This window comes from Pseudoroseicyclus sp. CXY001 (assembly GCF_041714655.1).
In the GTDB taxonomy this organism is placed as follows: Bacteria; Pseudomonadota; Alphaproteobacteria; order Rhodobacterales; family Rhodobacteraceae; genus Pseudoroseicyclus_A.
This window is the reverse complement of sequence record NZ_CP168219.1, coordinates 2,281,876-2,299,462: the sequence shown is the minus strand read 5'-3', so window position 1 is coordinate 2,299,462 and position 17,587 is coordinate 2,281,876. Positions and strand designations below refer to the sequence as shown.

Annotated in this window: 17 protein-coding genes; 7 read left to right on the top strand and 10 right to left on the bottom strand. The window is 71.2% G+C overall.

Annotated elements, in window-relative coordinates; genetic code table 11:
- The first annotated feature begins 31 nt into the window (after positions 1 to 31).
- Positions 32 to 982, top strand: coding sequence for a CorA family divalent cation transporter (locus ACAZ03_RS11205; protein ID WP_373353611.1), 951 nt, complete (start codon positions 32 to 34; stop codon positions 980 to 982).
- 117 nt (positions 983 to 1,099) lie between these two features.
- On the opposite strand, the gene ACAZ03_RS11200 is transcribed toward ACAZ03_RS11205, so the two are convergent.
- The 5 genes from ACAZ03_RS11200 to ACAZ03_RS11180 form a co-directional block, all read right to left on the bottom strand.
- The gene (locus tag ACAZ03_RS11200; protein ID WP_373353609.1) at positions 1,100 to 2,287 is read right to left on the bottom strand and encodes a peptidoglycan DD-metalloendopeptidase family protein; all 1,188 of its coding nucleotides are present in this window, start codon (positions 2,285 to 2,287) and stop codon (positions 1,100 to 1,102) included.
- A 95-nt stretch (positions 2,288 to 2,382) separates the two neighbouring features.
- Positions 2,383 to 3,000 carry a protein-L-isoaspartate(D-aspartate) O-methyltransferase gene (locus tag ACAZ03_RS11195; RefSeq protein ID WP_373357072.1) on the bottom strand — a complete coding sequence of 206 codons (618 nt, stop codon included), beginning with the start codon at positions 2,998 to 3,000 and terminating at the stop codon, positions 2,383 to 2,385.
- Between the two features lie 44 nt (positions 3,001 to 3,044).
- Positions 3,045 to 3,827, bottom strand: a complete 783-nt coding sequence (surE, locus tag ACAZ03_RS11190) for a 5'/3'-nucleotidase SurE (RefSeq protein WP_373353607.1) — start codon at positions 3,825 to 3,827, stop codon at positions 3,045 to 3,047.
- Positions 3,828 to 3,877: 50 nt separating this feature from the next.
- The gene (locus ACAZ03_RS11185) at positions 3,878 to 4,519 is read right to left on the bottom strand and encodes an SDR family NAD(P)-dependent oxidoreductase (protein ID WP_373353605.1); all 642 of its coding nucleotides are present in this window, start codon (positions 4,517 to 4,519) and stop codon (positions 3,878 to 3,880) included.
- A gap of 83 nt (positions 4,520 to 4,602) precedes the next feature.
- A complete protein-coding gene (locus tag ACAZ03_RS11180; protein ID WP_373353604.1) occupies positions 4,603 to 4,860 on the bottom strand; it encodes a hypothetical protein in 258 nt (85 codons plus the stop codon).
- A gap of 308 nt (positions 4,861 to 5,168) precedes the next feature.
- Here ACAZ03_RS11180 and ACAZ03_RS11175 point away from each other — a divergent pair, with 308 nt between their 5' ends.
- Entirely contained in the window at positions 5,169 to 6,236 is a 1,068-nt protein-coding gene (locus ACAZ03_RS11175) for a DUF563 domain-containing protein (protein ID WP_373353602.1), read from the top strand.
- A gap of 3 nt (positions 6,237 to 6,239) precedes the next feature.
- Here the strand turns inward: ACAZ03_RS11175 and purF are convergent, their stop codons facing one another.
- From purF to ACAZ03_RS11155, 4 genes are all read right to left on the bottom strand, one after another.
- Positions 6,240 to 7,709 (bottom strand): amidophosphoribosyltransferase, encoded by a 1,470-nt coding sequence (purF, locus tag ACAZ03_RS11170; protein ID WP_373353600.1) that lies wholly within the window; start codon positions 7,707 to 7,709, stop codon positions 6,240 to 6,242.
- A 155-nt stretch (positions 7,710 to 7,864) separates the two neighbouring features.
- A complete protein-coding gene (locus tag ACAZ03_RS11165; protein WP_373353598.1) occupies positions 7,865 to 8,428 on the bottom strand; it encodes a CvpA family protein in 564 nt (187 codons plus the stop codon).
- The gene (gene radA / locus ACAZ03_RS11160) at positions 8,428 to 9,849 is read right to left on the bottom strand and encodes a DNA repair protein RadA (protein ID WP_373353596.1); all 1,422 of its coding nucleotides are present in this window, start codon (positions 9,847 to 9,849) and stop codon (positions 8,428 to 8,430) included. The genes ACAZ03_RS11165 and radA overlap by 1 nt, the downstream gene beginning before the upstream one ends.
- Positions 9,850 to 9,975: 126 nt before the next feature.
- Positions 9,976 to 10,908 carry a hypothetical protein gene (locus tag ACAZ03_RS11155; protein ID WP_373353594.1) on the bottom strand — a complete coding sequence of 311 codons (933 nt, stop codon included), beginning with the start codon at positions 10,906 to 10,908 and terminating at the stop codon, positions 9,976 to 9,978.
- Positions 10,909 to 11,177: 269 nt separating this feature from the next.
- On the opposite strand from ACAZ03_RS11155, the gene ACAZ03_RS11150 reads away from it, so the two are divergent.
- The 5 genes from ACAZ03_RS11150 (at position 11,178) to ACAZ03_RS11130 (ending at position 16,143) form a co-directional block, all read left to right on the top strand.
- A complete protein-coding gene (locus ACAZ03_RS11150) occupies positions 11,178 to 11,648 on the top strand; it encodes a peptidase S1 (RefSeq protein ID WP_373353592.1) in 471 nt (156 codons plus the stop codon).
- Positions 11,649 to 11,751: 103 nt separating this feature from the next.
- Positions 11,752 to 12,708, top strand: coding sequence for an XdhC family protein (locus ACAZ03_RS11145; RefSeq protein ID WP_373353590.1), 957 nt, complete (start codon positions 11,752 to 11,754; stop codon positions 12,706 to 12,708).
- A 180-nt stretch (positions 12,709 to 12,888) separates the two neighbouring features.
- Positions 12,889 to 13,875 carry an MDR family oxidoreductase gene (locus ACAZ03_RS11140; protein WP_373353589.1) on the top strand — a complete coding sequence of 329 codons (987 nt, stop codon included), beginning with the start codon at positions 12,889 to 12,891 and terminating at the stop codon, positions 13,873 to 13,875.
- A 147-nt stretch (positions 13,876 to 14,022) separates the two neighbouring features.
- Positions 14,023 to 14,442, top strand: coding sequence for a universal stress protein (locus tag ACAZ03_RS11135; RefSeq protein WP_373353588.1), 420 nt, complete (start codon positions 14,023 to 14,025; stop codon positions 14,440 to 14,442).
- A gap of 57 nt (positions 14,443 to 14,499) precedes the next feature.
- Entirely contained in the window at positions 14,500 to 16,143 is a 1,644-nt protein-coding gene (locus tag ACAZ03_RS11130; RefSeq protein ID WP_373353587.1) for a BCCT family transporter, read from the top strand.
- A gap of 113 nt (positions 16,144 to 16,256) precedes the next feature.
- Here ACAZ03_RS11130 and ACAZ03_RS11125 read toward each other — a convergent pair whose 3' ends face one another.
- Positions 16,257 to 17,582, bottom strand: coding sequence for a glutamine synthetase family protein (locus ACAZ03_RS11125; protein WP_373353586.1), 1,326 nt, complete (start codon positions 17,580 to 17,582; stop codon positions 16,257 to 16,259).
- Between the last annotated feature and the right edge of the window lie 5 nt (positions 17,583 to 17,587).

Genomic DNA, 17,587 nt, shown 5'->3' with positions numbered 1-17,587 from the left:
ACCGGACCGGCGCCGAAAGGGGAGGACAGTCATGCTCTATGCCTGGGGCCGCGACGGCGAGGCCCTCACCCGTCTCGAGCCCGGCGCGCCGCTGGCCGACGCGCTCTGGATCGACCTCTATCACCCGCAGCCCGAACAGGTGGCACAGGTGGAGGCGCTGGGCTTCCCCGTGCCCTCCCATGAGGAGATGGAGGAGATCGAGATCTCCAACCGGCTCTATGTCGAGGGCGGCCGCGAGGTGATGACCGCGATCCTGCCCGGCCGCCTGCCGGACGGCACGCAGACCTCCGGCCCCGTCAGCTTCATCCTGACGCCCGAGCAGCTTCTGACCGTGCGCTATCACGCGCCGCAGCCCTTCGAGACCTTCGGGCCCCGGGCCGGGCAGAGCTCCGTCGGGACGGAGAGCGTCGAGACGCTGTTCCTCGGCCTCATGGAAGAGATCGTGGCCCGCGCCGCCGACCTGCTGGAGGCGGTGGGCCGGGCGCTCGATGCGGCGGCGCGCGGCGTCTACGAGGCGGAGGACCGGGAGGAGGGCGACATGCGCGAGCTTCTCCGTGAGCTTGGGCGGCAGGGCGAGGTGATGAGCCGGGTGCGGCTCGGGCTTCTCTCCATCGAGCGGGTGCTCGGCTTCTTCCTGGCGCGGCGGGGCAATGCCCGGGGCAATGTGAAGGCGGCGGTGAAGGCGCGGCAGCGCGATATCGACGCGCTGGAGCTTCATGCCGATTTCCTCGGCAGCCGGCTCAGCCTCATCACCGACACGACGCTCGGCATGATCGACCTCGACCAGTCCGCCACGGTGCGCATCGTCTCGGTCATGAGCGTGATCTTCCTGCCGCCGACGCTGATCGCCTCGCTCTACGGCATGAACTTCGCCTTCATGCCCGAGCTCGACGCACCGCTCGGCTACCCGATCGCCGTCGCCGCCATGGTGGCGAGCGCGGCGCTGACCTGGGCCTTCTTCCGCTGGAAGCGGATGCTCTAGGCCCCGGCGCCCCGGGGCCTCCCCCGTCTTTGCTCCCGGGCATCCTCGGGGGGAGTCGCCGCAAGGCGACGGGGGGCAGACAGCCCCCCGGCTCCCCGCTTTCAACCGGGCGCCCCCTCAGGGCAGGTAGTCGGTCGGGTCGGCGCTCTCCATCCCGAGGCGGACCTCGAAATGCAGGTTCGCCGGATCGCCCGCGGCGACCTCGGCGATCTGCTGGCCCCGGCTGACGCGGTCGCCCTGGCCCACGGTCAGGCTGTCGATGCGCATGTAGACGGTGAGCAGGTCGCTCGAATGCCGGATGATGACGATATTGTCGCCGCCGGTATCCGTCGTCACCGCCGCCACGGTGCCGGCATCGGCGGCACGGACGGGGGAGCCGGCGGCGGCGCCGATGTCGATCCCCTCGTTCCGGCCCGGCGCATAGCCGCGGATGATCGACCCGGAGACGGGCATCGCGAGCTGCGACGTGTCGGCGGCCGGGGTCTGGCTCTCGCCGAGGTCGGGGGCCGTCTCGGGCGGCGGCGTCTGCTCCGCCACGGCGGCGGGGGCCGGCGTCTCTGCGGGCAGGGGGGCGGCGGCCGAGGGCGGCACAGGGGTCGGCGAGCCGACGCCGGGCGCCGTGGTCTCCGGCGGCGGCGCCAGCGCGGCGGTGGAGGGCGCATCGCCGGGCTGCGGGATCAGCAGCGTCTGCCCCTCGCGGATCGTCAGGTTCGCATCGAGCCCGTTCCAGCGCGCGATGGCATCGGAGGGCACGTTGTAGCGCCGCGCGATGATGTAGACCGTCTCGCCGCTGGCCACGCGGTGGCGGATCGGCTCGGTGCCGGTCTGCACGGGGGCCGCGGGCGCCGGGCTCGGCGTCGTCACCGGGGCCGGGGTGCCGCCCGGGGCGGGGTCGAGCGTCGTCGTGGTGACGGCGGTGCCGGAGGGCTGGATCGGCGCGGCCGGCACGCTTGCGGTGCCGGCCCCCGTCCCGGCGCCGGAGCCGGGCAGCGCCACGATCTCGTCGCGGCGGAGCTGCGTGTCGGGGTTGATGCCGTTATAGGCGCCGAGCGCCTCGGCATCGAGGCCAAGCCTCTGGGCGATGCCCCGCACCGTCTCGCCCCGCTGGGCCACGACGACCTGGAAGGTCGGGTAGGAGATGACGCCCCGCGCATCCGGCGCCGGGCGCTCGGGCAGCGTCTGCAGCGCCGAGCTGGTCTCGAAGGAGCCGCGGGAGAGGCCGCGGAGATCGAAGTCGAAGCGCCCGTCCTGGCAGCCTGCCAGCACCACGAGGCTGCAGAGCCCCGCCGCCGCTCCGGCCCGCATCCTGCCCGGCCCGCTCAACGTCACCGTTGCCCGCATGTCAAAACTCCGCTCTGCCCATCTTCGTTCGTTCGCTCGTCCGGCTCTCGGGGCCGGTTTCATTCCTGTCCCAGCCCTTCGATCAGGGGCACGAAGCGCACCGGCCTCAGCTCCTCGTAATCGAAGCCCGCCTCGCTCCGCCGGACGCGGATGAGGCTCTGCACCTGGTCCGACTGGCCGACGGGCAGCACCATGATACCGCCCACGCGCAGCTGGGCCAAGAGCGGCCCCGGCGGGTCCTCGGCCGCCGCGGTCAGGAGGATCCGGTCGAAGGGCGCCTGGTCGGGCAGCCCGTGACTGCCGTCGCCGATGATGGCGGTGATGTTGTGCAGCCCGAGGTCCTCGAAGACCACCCGCGCCTCGGTGACGAGCCGCCGGTAGCGGTCGATCGTGTAGACCCGCCGGGCGAGCTGGCTGAGGATCGCAGCCTGATAGCCCGAGCCGGTGCCGACCTCGAGCACCTTGTCGCGGGGATTGATCTCCAGCGCCTGGGTCATCAGCCCGACGACGGAGGGCTGCGAGATCGTCTGCCCGCAGGCGATCGGCAGCGGCATGTCCTCGTAGGCGCGGGCCGAGAAGATGCCGCGCACGAAGGGGGCGCGGTCGATCTTCTCCATGGCGCCGAGGACGGCGCTGTCGGTAACGCCGCGCGAGCGCAGCGCGAAGAGGAACTGCATCTTGGTGACGGCCGGGCCGTCGGGGCCGTCCTCGTCCGCCTCGCTCACCGCAGCGCCTCCGCCAGGGGGGCGAGGCTCTCGTGGGCGGTGAGGTCGGCGCGCATCGGCGTGACCGAGATATAGCCCGCGAGGTTCGCGGTGACATCGCTTCCGCGGCCCGTCTCCACCGCCTGCTTGGCGCCCCTGATCCAGAGGAAGCGCCGGCCCGAGGGCGACATATGCGGCTCGACCGAGAAGCCCGTATCGGGGCGGAAGCCCTGGCGGGACGAGACCGCGCCCTTCACCTCCGCCGCCGGAACAGGGGGGAAGTTCACGTTGTAGAAGAGCCCGTAATCGCCGGCGCCCCAGGGCGCCTTGTCGATCAGCCGCCGGACGAGCCCGGCGCCGAACTGGCGCGCGGCCTCGAAGGGATCGTCGAGCTCGGCGTTGTCCGGCCCGTAGAACTGGCTGAGCGCGATGGAGCGCACGCCCTGCAGCGCCCCTTCCATCGCCCCGCCGAGGGTGCCGGAATAAAGCGCGTTCTCGCCCGAATTGTTGCCGCGGTTGACGCCGGAGAGGATGAGGTCGGGCGGCTGGGGCATCACGTCATGGATGGCGGCCAGCACGCAATCGGCCGGCGAGCCCTCGGCGGCAACGCGGCGATGGCCCATCTCGGCGATCATCATCGGATGCGTGTAGGAGATGCAGTGCCCGACGCCCGATTGCTCGAAGGCCGGCGCCACGACCCAGATCTCGCCGCCGGTGCCGGCGATGGCCGCGGCGATATGCTCCAGGACCTTCAGCCCCGGCGCGTTGATGCCGTCGTCATTCGTCAGAAGGATCCGCATGCCCCGCCCCTTTTGCCCCCGTCTAGGCGAGGGGGCAGCTTGCGGCAAGCTCAGCCCAGGATTTCGGGCAGAAGCCGCGCCGCTTCCGCCTCGGGCGTGGCCAGAGGCGCACGGTCCTCGCCGGGAAAGAAACGGGCGCGGGTGGCGGTGGGCATCGGATTGGGCGTCAGGATGCGGACCTGCGGCCCGATCTTCTCCGCCTCCGCCGCCCAGGAGCGGGCGAGCGCGATCTGCGCCGCCTTTGTGGCCCCGTAATGGCCGAAGAAGCGCTCGCCGGCGCGCGGATCGTCGAAGAAGATCGCCCGGCCGGAGCTGCCGAGGAGCGGCGCCACATAGGTGATCAGCCGCCGGGTGGCGGTGATGTTGGTGTTGACCGACTTGTCGAAATCCTTCTCCGCCAGATGCGGCGCGGGGGCGAGCGGGCCGGCATGGATGGCGGTGTGCACCCAGAGCGAGATGCCGCCCCAGCGGTCGTAGATCGACCGGCAGAGCTGCTGCATGGCGGCGTCGACGTTGATGTCCATCGGCGCGAGCACGGCCTCGCCGCCCTTGGCGCGGATGGCATCGTCGAGCTCCTCGAGCGCGCCGGTGGTGCGGCCGACGGCGACGATGGGCATGGTCGGGGCGAGGGCCAGCGCGATGGCATGGCCGAGGCCGCGGCTGGCGCCGGTGATGAGGGCGGGCGTCGTCATGCCGGCGGGATGCGGCAGGGGGCGGGCGAGGTCAAGGGGCGGCGCGCGGCGCGAGCGCGGCGGGAGCCCCGGCCCGGGGGAGCCTAGCCGGGCATCCCGAGCGTGATCTCCTCGCCGCCGCTGCGGCGGAAGGTCACCTGACCGGCCGCGATGGCCAGCACCTCGCCGGCGCCCGTCGCCTCGCCGGGCGTCACCCGCGCGATGGAGCCGTCGGAGAGCCTGAGAAGCGCGGCCCCGCCGCCGGGCGCCGCGAAGGTGCCGAGCAGAAGGATGCCCTCCATGGGCACCTCGATGCGGGTGGTCGCGGCGGCGTCGACATCGGGCGGGGTCTGGTCGGTCATGCTAAAGGCTCAACTCTTGAAGAAAGGCGCCCGCCCCGGCCTGCCGCCCGGGCGGGGGCAGCGGGCCGGAGCGGGCACTGGGGACGTGGCGCTGCCTATGGGCGGCGGCGCGGCGGCGAAAGGGGGGGCGGGGTCCATGCGCGCCGATCTGCGCAACAGGGGGGGCGGCATCGGCCAGGACAAGCCGAGCGGAAAACCCCCCTCTTGCAAGGGGCGCCGACTCGCCGGGTGGGCGCGCCCGGTTGTGCCGGGGCGGCCCGCCGCCTAGCGTGCCGGCCGAAGAGCGGGGCAGGGCGGACGGCGGGCGCATGAGCGAGATCGAGGACGAGGCACGGCTCTTCCCCGAGGTTGAGGGGCTGGCGGCGGCACTGGCGGCCGGCACGCCGCCCGAGGGGCCGGCGCAGGCAGTGATCGAGCCGCCGCGACAGGCGGGGGGCCATGCCGTCGGCGATGTGCGGCTGCTCTACGCGAGGGACGTGACGATCTGGCCGCGGCTCGGGCTCGTCCGGCTGGCGGACGGGCGGGTCCCGGCCCATGCGCACAGCGCCTCGCGGCTTCGCGACAGGCCGCTGCCGGAGGCGCCCGGCTCCGCCCCGCGGATCCCGCGTGCCGCCATTTGGCTCGGCAAGGGCGCCTGCCGCAACTACGGGCATTTCCTCTTCGACGGGCTGCCGGGGCTCACCTGGCTGGACGAGAGCGGCGTCGGCGCCGCCTATCCGCCGCTGGCGCCGCCCCTTGCCGCCTGGCAGCGGGAGATCCTCGCCATGGCCGGCCTGCCGGCGCCCTTGATCCGGCGCGAGGCGGCCGTGAACGTCGGGGAGGCGGTGATCCTCACCAGCATCAACCATTACCTGCAGCGGGGCGACGGCCTCCTTTTCGCCGCCGCCGCGCGGCTCGGCCGGCCCGCGGCGCCCCCGCCGCCGCCCGGGCCCGGGCCCTTCGCCGGCGCGCTCTACCTGTCGCGGCGAGGCGTCTGGAGCCGGGTGCTGCTGGAGGAGGCGCGGCTCGAGCGGGCCATCCTGCAGGGCGGCGGCAGGGTGATCCGGCCCGAGGGGATGAGCGCGCGGGCGCAGGCCGAGGCGGCGCGCGGGGCGCGGACGCTCGCCGGCCCGAGCGGCGCGGCGCTCGGCAACCTCATCCACCTCGCCCCCGGCGCCCGTGTCGTCGAGCTCCGCCCGTCGGCGGTGGACGAGCCCTGGATGGCTGTCTCCACCCTGGCGCTCGGCCTCCGCCACGAGGTCGTCAGCGGCAGCGCCCCGCTCGCCGCCCCGCCGCTCGCGGCGCGCGTCAAGACGCTGCCCCGGCGGCTCTATGGCCGTCAGGCCTGGGCCTGGTCGGTGGATGTGGCGGAGGTGCTGGCGCGGCTGGCCGAATAGAGCCTATTCGGCCGCCGTCTTGAGCTGGAAACCCTGCTCGATCATGTCGGCCGGCTCGATCGGATATTCGCCCGAGAAGCATGCGTCGCAATATTGCGGCCGGGCCGGGTCCCGCCCGCCGGCCTCGCCCACGGCGCGGTAGAGCCCGTCGAGCGAGATGAACTTCAGCGAATCGACGGCCAGATGCTCGCGCATCTCTTCCTCGGTCATCGTCGCGGCGAGCAGCTTCTCGCGCTGCGGCGTGTCGACGCCGTAGAAGCAGGGCCAGGCCGTCGGCGGCGAGGCAATGCGGAAATGCACCTCCGCCGCGCCGGCATCGAGGATCATCTCCTTGATCTTGCGCGTGGTGGTGCCGCGGACGACCGAGTCGTCCACCAGGATCACCCGCTTGCCGCGGATGAGCGCCCGGTTGACGTTGAGCTTGAGCCTGACGCCCATGTTGCGGATCTGCTCGGAGGGCTCGATGAAGGTCCGACCCATGTACTGGTTGCGGATGATGCCCATCCCGTAGGGGATGCCGCTCTCCGCCGCATAGCCGATGGCGGCCGGCGTGCCCGAATCGGGCACGGGGCAGACGAGATCCGCCTCCACCGGCGCCTCGCGGGCGAGCTCGCGGCCGATGGCCTCGCGCGTCTCGTAGACGGAGCGGCCGCCGAGGATCGAATCGGGGCGCGAGAAATAGACATGCTCGAAGATGCAGAAGCGCGAGCCCTTCTGGCGGAAGGGAAAGTAGCTCTCGACGCCGCCCTCGGCGGAGGCGACGACCATCTCGCCGGGGGCGATGTCGCGGATGAACTCTGCGCCGATGATGTCGAGCGCGCAGGTCTCCGACGACAGGACCCAGCCGGTGGCCAGCTTGCCGAGCACCAGAGGCCGGACGCCGCGCGGGTCGCGGCAGCCGATCAGCTTGGTGCGCGTCATGGCGACGACGGAGAAGGCGCCCTCGGTCTTCCGCAGCGCCTCTTCCATCCGGTCGGGGATGGTCTTGCCCATCGAGCGGGCCATCAGGTGGATGATGCACTCGCTGTCGGAGGAGGACTGGAAGATCGAGCCGCGCTCGATCAGCTCCCGCCGCAGCGAGGCGGCATTGGTGATGTTGCCGTTATGGGCCAGCGCCGCGCCGCCCATGGAGAACTCGCCGAAGAAGGGCTGCACGTCGCGAATCGCCGTCTGGCCCTTGTTGCCGGCGGTCGAGTAGCGGACATGGCCGATGCCGATCTCGCCGGGCAGGGTGGCCATCACCTCGGGCGAGGTGAAATTGTCCCGCACGATTCCCATCCGCCGGGCGGAGTGGAAGCCGGTGGCCACGTCATGGGTGACCATGCCGCAGGCCTCCTGGCCGCGATGTTGCAGGGCATGAAGCCCGAGAGCGACGAAATTGGCGGCATCGGCGGTGCCGACGACGCCGAACACACCGCATTCCTCCTTCAGCTTGTCATCGTCGAAGGGATGCGCGGGCGCAGGATGGGGCAAGTCATGCTCCGTCTGTCTGGGGCAGCTGGCCGCTGCATAGACGCTCGCGGCGCCGCTGTCACGGAACGATCACATGAGCCGGGCCTGACCCGGCGGCAGGCGGGCAGGGGCGCCACAGCGCCCCGCCGGTGTTCACCCTCGGCGGGTGCCTCGCCTCAGATCGCCTCGCCGGTGCAATCGGCCACGAGCGACGCATACTGCGTCTGGAACCAGGTGAGCGCGCCCTCGGGGTTCTGCTCGGCGATGGAGCCGGTCAGCCGCGAGAAGACGGCGGCGGCGCGGCTGTTGTCGACCATCGGGATCGCCTGGGCGGAGAGCACCGTCTCGTAGACGAAGAAGGCCACGGCGACGAGCAGGATGCCGCGCGCCACGCCGAAGAGGAAGCCGAGCCCCTGATCGATCCCGCCGACGGCGGAGCGCTGCACGAGGCTCGAGAAGAGCGGCGTGAAGAGCGAGAAGACGATGAGCGCCACGGCGAAGACCGTGAAGAAGGCGGCGATGACCGAAAGCTCGCAGGAATCGCCGATGAAATCGCCGACGACCGGGATCTGCTCGACCAGCGGGCGGACCTCGTCGGCGAAGATAAAGGCGAGAATCGCCGCGCCGACCCAGGCGGCGATGGCCAGCGCCTCGCGCACGAGCCCGCGGGCATAGGCGAGAAGCGCGGAAAGGATGATGACGATGGCGACCACGCCGTCGATCAGGGTGAAACCGTCCATCAGCTCTCCTGCCTTCGCCCATCTTCGCGAGGGCTGCTGTCTCGGCTGTCTCCCGCGGTCTCCCCGAAGGTTTCCGCGACGAAGCCGGCGATCTCGTCCAGTTCAGTCAGCTGCAAGGTGCTGCGGCTGCCGGCGCCGCGGCCCCGAAGCCGGGGCAGCGCCGCCGCGGTGAAACCAAGTTTCTCGGCCTCTTTCAACCGATTTTCGGTTTGCGGCACCGGGCGGAGCCCGCCCGAGAGGCTGATCTCGCCAAAAAAGACACATCTGCCGGGCAGCGCCTTGCCCTCGCGGGCGGAGAGGAGCGCCGCCGCCACCGCCAGATCGGCGGCCGGTTCGGTGATCCTGAGCCCGCCCGCGACGTTGAGATAGACGTCATGCCCGGCGAAGGAGATGCCGGCCCGCGCCTCGAGGACGGCGAGCAGCATCGACAGGCGGCCCGCGTCCCAGCCCAGCACCGAACGGCGCGACTGGCCGGGCGGGGCGGGGGCGACGAGGGCCTGGATCTCGCAGAGCAGCGTCCGCGTACCCTCGATCCCGGCGAAGACGGCCGAGCCCGGCACCTCCGCCCCCCGTTCGGAGAGGAAGAGGGCGGAGGGGTTCTTCACCTCCGCCAGCCCCTTGCCCGTCATCTCGAAGACGCCGATCTCGTCGGCCGGCCCGAAGCGGTTCTTGACGGCGCGGAGCAGCCGGAAGGCGTGGCCCCGCTCGCCCTCGAAATAAAGAACCGTATCAACGAGATGCTCGATGACACGCGGCCCGGCGAGGGCGCCCTCCTTGGTGACGTGCCCCACGAGCACCAGCGCAGAGCCCCGGCGCTTGGCGAAGCTCACGAGCTCCTGCGCCACGGCACGGAGCTGGCTGACGGAGCCGGGCGCCGCCTCGAGCCCGTCGTGCCAGATGGTCTGGATCGAATCGATGATGACGAGCCCGGGCGGGTCCTCGTCCAGCGTCGTCAGGATGTCGCGGAGGCTGGTCGCGGCGGCAAGTTGCACCGGGCTCTCCTCCAGCCCCAGCCGGCGGGCGCGGAGCTGGATCTGCGCGGCGGATTCCTCGCCGGAGACATAGACGGTGCGCAGCCCGCCCCGCGCGAAGCGGGCGGCAGCCTGCAGAAGGAGCGTCGACTTGCCGATGCCGGGATCGCCGCCGAGGAGGATCGCCGAGGCCGGCACCAGCCCGCCGCCGAGCACCCGGTCGAGCTCCGCGACGCCGGCCGGGCGGCGCGGCGCCTCCTCCGCCTGGGCGGAGAGGTCGGTCAGCGCCAGCTTGGTGCCGCGGGCGACGAGCTTCTTGGAGCCCGGCCCTGCGCTGAGGGCGGTCTGTTCCACGAGGGTGTTCCAGGCCCCGCAGGCATCGCATTGGCCCGACCATTTGGGATGGGCGGCGCCGCAGGCGGAGCAGACATAGGGCAGATCCTTGGCCATGCGCCCTTTTGGCAGGGCGCGCGCGCCCCGTCCATCCGGTCCCGGATCCCCTTTCATCTGGCCAGAAATACCTCGGGGGTGTGGGGGCAGCGCCCCCACTCTTCACCCCTCATCCCGCGCAACCCCTCAGGCCGCCTCTACCGCCTCCAGCGTCTCGAGCACCCGGCGGTAATAGCCGGCGTCCTTCGTCGTCGCCCCATAGGTCGCGACCGCCTTCAGCCGCCGACGATGCGCCGGCCCCTCCAGCCGGCGGGCAAGGGCGCGCAGCCACGAGGGATCCTCTCGCCGGTGCCGCCAGAGCTGGGCGAAGCCCTCCGGCTCAAGGCTCCCCTCCATCGCCGCTTCCAGCATCGGCTCGAGGAGCCCCAGCCGCTTCAGCATCGGCTCGAGCCCGGCGCCGGCGAAGCGGGCGGGCAGGGCGAGGCAGGGCTCGGAGCGGAAGAGCGCCGCATGGGCGGCGTCGGCGCCGAGATGTGGGTCATAGACGACATAGGCCGCGCGGGCCGCCTCGATCATGTCGGGGGCGAAGCCGTAGCGGCTGGTGAAGTCGAGCCGCCGCGCCTCCATATGCCGCCTGTCCCAGCCGGCCAGCGACGGCTCCAGCGTGGCGACGGGGCGCAGCGCCAGCACCCGCGCGCCGGGCGCGGCCAGCGAATAGGCAGCCGCCGCATGGCCGCCCGCATGGGCGCCGTAGAAGAGGACGCGGTCGAAATCCTCCAGGAAGCCGTCGTCGCAGATCCTGTCGAAATAGCCCCAGAGCCTGCTGTCGCGGAACCAGGTCTCGCCGCGGGACAGCACCGCCAGATGCGACCAGCCGAGCCGCGCGGCGAGCCGGTAGCCGAAGGGCAGGGCGCCGGGCGCCCGCCGCGCCTCCTCGAAGCTCGTGAAGGTGACGAGGAGGTTGCGCCCCGCCTCGCAGAACAGCGCGGCGTGATCGGGGCCCACCTGCTCGTAATGCCCCTGCGCCTCGCCGAGGCGCGCCAGCTCGGCCGACCAGGCCTCGGCCGGCAGGTCGCTGAGCGACAGATCGGGGCTCGGGATCTCGTCGTAATCCGGCATCGGGGCTCTTGAGTGGCGGCTGCTCTGGCCCCCATTGTGACATTTGCTTGCATTTTAGCAAAGTCTTAGGAATGGAAACACGGCGTTCACGCCCCGGTGAATTGCGGCACGCAGGTCAGCTCGCCGGTCGGTGCGTGGGGCCGGGGTCAGGATTTCCCCACCGGGGAGCGACGGGGGCCGGTTCCCCGTTGACTCAATCGATCGTGAAGAGGGAATTTACATCGCATCATAGGGAGCGCCGCCCATTTCCGGCGCCAAGGAGGAAGAACATGTTGAAGAAATTTATCGTGGGTCTGGTGCTTGCTCTCGGCCTCGGCGCCAGCGCCGCGCAAGCCTGCCCCGATTGGCGCGGCGCGCCCTATTTCGGCGAGATCCGGCTCAACGCCGGCTTCGTGCCCGATCCCTACCGGCGCAACATCACCGCCGGCGGCACGCAGAGCCTCGCGGGCTGCCTCGGCCAGAACTGGGCCGGCTACACGACTTCGCGCCCCGATTTCGACCTCTACTGGACGGGCAGCTCCAGCCAGCTGACGATCGCCGTTCAGGCCAACGTCGATTCCATCCTGCTCGTCAGCGCCCCGGACGGGACGTTCTGGTACAATGACGATGCCAATGGCTTCAATCCGGCCATCACCTTCTCGAACCCCCAGCAGGGGCTCTATGACATCTGGATCGGCACCTATGACGGCTCGCGCCGCAACCCCGGCCAGCTCGTCATCACCGAGCTCAACAGCTGGTAAGGCGGTCCCAGCATCCTGACGAGCGGCCGCGGGGGCACCTCCGCGGCCGTTCCGCTTTTCGGGGGCAAAGGTCGGCGCTAGGCTCCCGGCAAAGGAGCCCGCCATGGCCGAGCCGACGATCCTGCAAGCCCTTCTCGCCTGGCACCGCGCCGGCGAGGGCGCCGTGCTCGCCACGGTGACGGAGGCCTGGAGCTCCGCGCCCACGCGGCCCGGCGCCATGCTGGCGATCTGCGGCAGCGGCGAGAGCCGGGGCACGCTCGCCGGCGGCGCCGTCGAGGCCCGGGTCATCCCCGAGGCCCTCGCGGCGCTCGCCGAGGGCGCTGCCCGCGAGCTGAGCCTCATCGTCACCGACGAGACCGCCCGCGCCGCCCGGCTCGCCTGCGGCGGCGCGATCCGCGTGCTCTTGCAACCCGTCGGCCCGGCGCTGCCCGAGCCGCTCCTCGCCGAACTGGCGGAGGCGGAGGCAGAGGGCCGCTCGCTCGCCCTCGTCACCCCGCTGCCGCCCGGGCCACCGCCCCGCCTCGACGGCCCCGCCGCCTGGCCCGAGCGCTTCCGCACCGGGCGCTCTGGGGAGGAGGAGGGGGTCTTCGTCGCCCTCTACACGCCGCCGCTCCGGCTCCTCGTCACCGGCGCCGGCCAGATCGCCGAGGCGCTCGTGCCGATGGCGCGCCTCGCCGGCTTCACGGTGGAGGTCATCGACCCGCGCCCCGATATCGCCGCGAGCTTCTCCGCCGCGCCGGTCATCACGGCGCCGCCGGCGGAGGCCATCGCCGCCGCCCGGCCCGACCCCCGGACGGCGCTCGTCACGCTCACCCATGACCACCCGGTCGACGATGCCGCGCTCCTTGCCGGGCTCGCCACGCCCGCCTTCTACATCGGCAGCCTGGGCTCCCGCCGCACCCATGCGGCGCGGCTGGAGCGTCTGGCCGCGGCCGGCCAGCCTGCAGAGGCGCTCGAGCGCATCCATGCCCCCATCGGGCTGAACATCGAGGCCGTCACCCCGGCGGAGATCGCCGTCTCGATCCTCGCAGAGATCATCGCCACGCTCCGCCGCCGCTGACCCGCCATCGGCAAGGGGCTCGAGCCGCCGCCGCCGCTCCCCCTCGTATTTCTCCAGATACAAGCGGGGGGAGTCGGCCAGCAGAGGCCCACGGAGGGCAGGGCCCCCAGGCGCCGTCGCTTGACCCAGTGCCTCCGCCCGCCCAAGCTCGCGCGAGCAGCAGCCCCACCGGAGGCCCCCATGTTCAAAGCACTCCTCGTCGAGAAAACGGACAGCGGCACCAGCGCCAGCGTGCAGGAGCTGGACGAGTCGCGCCTGCCGGAAGGTGATGTCACCGTCGCGGTCGAGCATTCGACGCTCAACTACAAGGACGGGCTCTGCATCGGGCCCGGCGGCGGCCTCGTGCGGACCTATCCGCATGTGCCCGGCATCGACTTCGCCGGCACGGTCGAGGCTTCGGACGACGCGCGCTTCGCCCCCGGCGACAAGGTGATCCTCACCGGCTGGGGTGTCGGCGAGCGGCATTGGGGCGGCTATGCGCAGAAGGCGCGGGTCAGCGCCGACTGGCTGGTGCCGCTGCCGGAGGGCATGACGACGCGCCAGGCCATGGCGCTCGGAACCGCCGGCTTCACCGCCATGATGGCCATTCGCGCGCTGGAGGCGCAGGGGCTCACCCAGGGGGAGCTCCCCGTCCTCGTCACCGGCGCCTCGGGCGGCGTCGGCTCCGTCGCGGTGGCGCTCCTGTCGCGGGCCGGGCACAAGGTCGCCGCCGTCACCGGCCGGCCGGAGCAGGAGGGCTATCTGCGCTCACTCGGCGCGACCGAGATCGTCGCGCGGGAGGAGCTCGCCGAGGTCACGCGCAAACCGCTCGAGCACGAGCGCTGGGCGGCGGCGGTCGACAATGTCGGCGGCGCCATGCTGGCGAGGCTGCTCGGGCAGGTCGTGGCGGGCGGCTCCGTCGCCGCCATCGGCCTCGCCGGCGGGGCGGAGGTGCCGATGAAGGTGACGCCGTTCCTCCTGCGGGGGATCAACCTCCTCGGCATCAACTCCGTCTACGTCCCGGTGGACGAGCGCCGCGCCATCTGGGCGCGCCTCGCGGCGGACATGGACATGGCGCTCCTCGAAGAGATCAGCGTCTCCGCCACCCTCGCCGATCTGCCGCGGCTGGGCGCGGAAATCCTCAAGGGCCAGGTGCGCGGCCGCGTCGTCGTCGATGTGAACGGCTGATCACGGGGGCGGGTCCCCTCCCGCCCTTGATGCCAAAATGCGACACTTCGTGTCGCTGCCGTTTCCTGCAGCGCCATCCTATGACACAGTGTCACGAGACCGAGAGGTCGCCGGCGCCTCCGGCGGCCAGAACCATGAGGAGGGGACATGTTCCGTCATATCATGGCGCCGGTCGATCTTGCCCATGCGGGTCGGATCGAGGCGGCGCTGAAAACCACCGGCGAGCTCGCCCGGCACTACGGCGCGCGCGTCACCTATGTCGCCGTCCACGGCAGCGAGCCCGGCAGCGTGGCGCATACGCCCGAAGAATTTGCCAGCAAGCTCGGGGCTTTCGCGGCCGCTGAGGCTGAGCGCCACGGCATCGAGACCGCCGCGCACGACGTCGTCAGCCACGACCCCGCCGTCGATCTCGACGACAAGCTCCTGGCCGCGGCGGACGAGATCGGCGCCGATCTCATCGCCATGGCCAGCCATGTGCCCGGCCTTGCCGACCACCTCTGGCCGTCGAACGGCGGCAAGATCGCGCGCCACGCGAAGGTCTCGACCTTCATCATCCGCGGCCTCTGACGGCCCGGCACCCACACCACAAGGCCGGCTAACGGCCTGACCAAAGGGAAGGACAGTATGTCAGATGACACAGAAAACCATGGCATCCCGGCGCCGGAGGGCGCCTCGGATGTCATCGAGACGGAATATTCCGTCGGTCAGGACAATATCGAGACACAGATCGGCCCCTTCGGCCTCGATATCCATAACCCGGTCTTCATGATCTCGGGCCTCGCCATCGTGGTCTTCGTCTTCTACACGCTGGCGCTGCCGGAGCAGGCGGGGTCCGTCTTCTCCTGGCTCTTCGACACGGTGACGAAGAGCTTCGACTGGTTCTTCCTGTCGGCCGCGAACATCTTCGTGCTCTTCTGCCTGCTGCTCATCGTCACCCCGGTCGGCTCCGTCCGGCTCGGCGGGGCGGAGGCGCGGCCCGATTACGGCTACATCGGCTGGTTCGCGATGCTCTTCGCCGCCGGCATGGGCATCGGCCTCATGTTCTACGGCGTCTCTGAGCCGCTCACGCATTTCGGTACGTCGCTCGGCGGCGTCACCGTCGGCGAGAACGGGGTGCGCACCGACTGGGCGCCGCTCGGCGGGGCCGAGGGCGATGTCATCGCCGCCGAACGGCTCGGATTCGCGGCGACGATCTTCCACTGGGGCCTGCACCCCTGGGCGATCTATGCCGTCGTGGCGCTCGCGCTCGCGCTCTTTTCCTACAACAAGGGCCTGCCGCTGACGATCCGCTCGGCCTTCTACCCGATCCTCGGGGAACGGGTCTGGGGCTGGTGGGGCCATGTGATCGACGTGCTCGCGGTCTTCGCGACGCTCTTCGGTCTCGCCACCTCGCTGGGCTTCGGCGCCACCCAGGCGAATGCCGGGCTCAACGAGCTCTTCGGCGTGCCGATCGGCTCGACGACGCAGGTGCTGCTGATCTCGGGCATCACCGCCATCGCGCTCGTCTCGGTCCTGCGCGGGCTGGACGGCGGGGTGAAGGTGCTCTCCGAGATCAACATGGGGCTGGCGTTCCTGCTGCTCCTCTTCGTGCTCCTCGTCGGGCCGACGCTGGCGACGCTGACCGGCTTCGTCGATTATCTCGGCGCCTATCTGCAGCACCTGCCGGCGCTGTCGAACCCGGTCGGCCGGGAAGACTTGAACTTCGAGCAGGGCTGGACGAGCTTCTACTGGGCCTGGTGGATCTCCTGGTCACCGTTCGTCGGCATGTTCATCGCCCGCGTCTCCCGCGGCCGGACGGTGCGCGAGTTCATCGTCTGCGTGCTGCTGATCCCCTCGCTCGTCTGCATCCTGTGGATGAGCGTCTTCGGCGGCGTCGCCGTCGATCAGGTGGTCTCGGACGGCTACACGGCCGCGCAGGACGCGCCCCTGGAGCTGAAGCTCTTCAAGATGCTGGCGGAGCTGCCGCTGGCCGGGATCACCTCGATCATCGGCATCGTGCTCGTCATCGTGTTCTTCGTGACCTCGTCGGATTCCGGCTCGCTGGTCATCGACACGATCACGGCGGGCGGCAAGGTCGACGCGCCGGTGCCGCAGCGGGTGTTCTGGTGCATCTTCGAGGGCGCGGTGGCCATCGTGCTGCTGCTCTCCGCCGGCGGGCTCGCCTCGCTGCAATCGATGGTGATCTCGACGGGCCTGCCCTTCACCATCGTGCTTCTGGTGATGTGCGTCGCCATCTGGCGCGGCCTCATGGCCGAACGCCGGAGCTGAGTAAAAACGGCGGCCGCCCCCGATCTCGGGGCGGCCCCATCCCCCAGTCTATGCTCCCGACCCGGAGCCACCGCCCGCGGCAGAGCCTTCCCCGAAGACCTCCCGGCCCCCGATCAGACCGTATCGAGATAGAGTTCGAGCTGCTGGCGCTTCGTCAGCTCGGCGAAGTAGCGCGCCTCCTGCCGTTTGGTGCGCACGAGGTTCTCGATGAGGAGGTTGGGGAAGATGCGCCGCGCGAAGGCGCTTTCCTCCAGCGCGTCGATGGCGCTTTCCCAGGTGGCGGGGATCTGCGCCATCTCCTGCTCATAGGCATTGCCCGAGATCGGCGGCGGCGGGGCGACCGCATCCTGGATGCCCGTCAGCGCCGAGCCGAGCACGGCGGCCATGAACAGATAGGGGTTCACATCGCCCCCCGCGACGCGGTGCTCGATGCGCCGCGCCCCCCAGGAGCCGCCGGGCACGCGGACGGAGGCCGTCCGGTTCTCGTAGGCCCAGCAGACCCCCGTCGGCGCATGGCTCTCGGGCACGAGCCGGTCGTAGCTGTTGCCATGCGGCGCGAAGAGAAGCGCGAGGTCGGGGATGCCGCGTAGGCAGCCGGCAATGCCGTACTGGAGTAGCTGGGAGCCCTCGAAGGTGCCGTTGGCGAAGGCATTCTCCCCCGCCTCGTCCTGGACGGAGAAATGCATGTGCAGGCCCGAGCCGGCGTATTCCTCGTAAGGTTTCGCCATGAAGCTCGCCGCCATGCCGTGGTTCCGGGCGAGGCCGCGGACCAGCATCTTGAAGAGCCAGGCGTCGTCGGCGGCCTTCAGCGCGTCGGGCGCATGGACCATGTTCACCTCGAACTGGCCGGCGCCGTTTTCGCTGATCGCCGCCTCGGCCGGGATCCCCATGATGTCGCAGGCGTCATAGAGCTCGGTGAAGAACACGTCGAACGCATCGAGCGCCCGCAGGCTCAGGATCTCCGCCCCCGGCCGGCGCTTGCCGGAGCGGGGGGAGGGCGGCTGGCGGATCTCGTGGCCGCTGTCGTCGATGAGGTAGAACTCCATCTCCGTGGCGACGACGGGGGTGAGGCCGAGCGCCTTGAACCCGTCGACCACCCGCGCGAGCGCATGGCGGGGATCGCCGGCGAAGGCCTCGCCCTCCTCGGTATACATCCACATCGGCAGCAGCGCCGTCTGCGTCTCGAGCCAGGGCATCGGCACGTAGCCGCGCTCGGTCGGCATGAGCACACCGTCGGGGTCGCCGATCTCGAAGACCAGCGGGCTGTCCTCGACGTCTTCCCCCCAGATGTCGAGATTGAGGACGGAGAGCGGGAAGCGCATCCCCTCCTCCTCGAGCTTGGCCGCGAAGCGCCAGGGCACGCGCTTGCCGCGGGCGACGCCATTGAGGTCTGCCGCGCCGGCGCGGATGTTGCGGATCGTCGATGGGGGGCCGTTCATTTGGG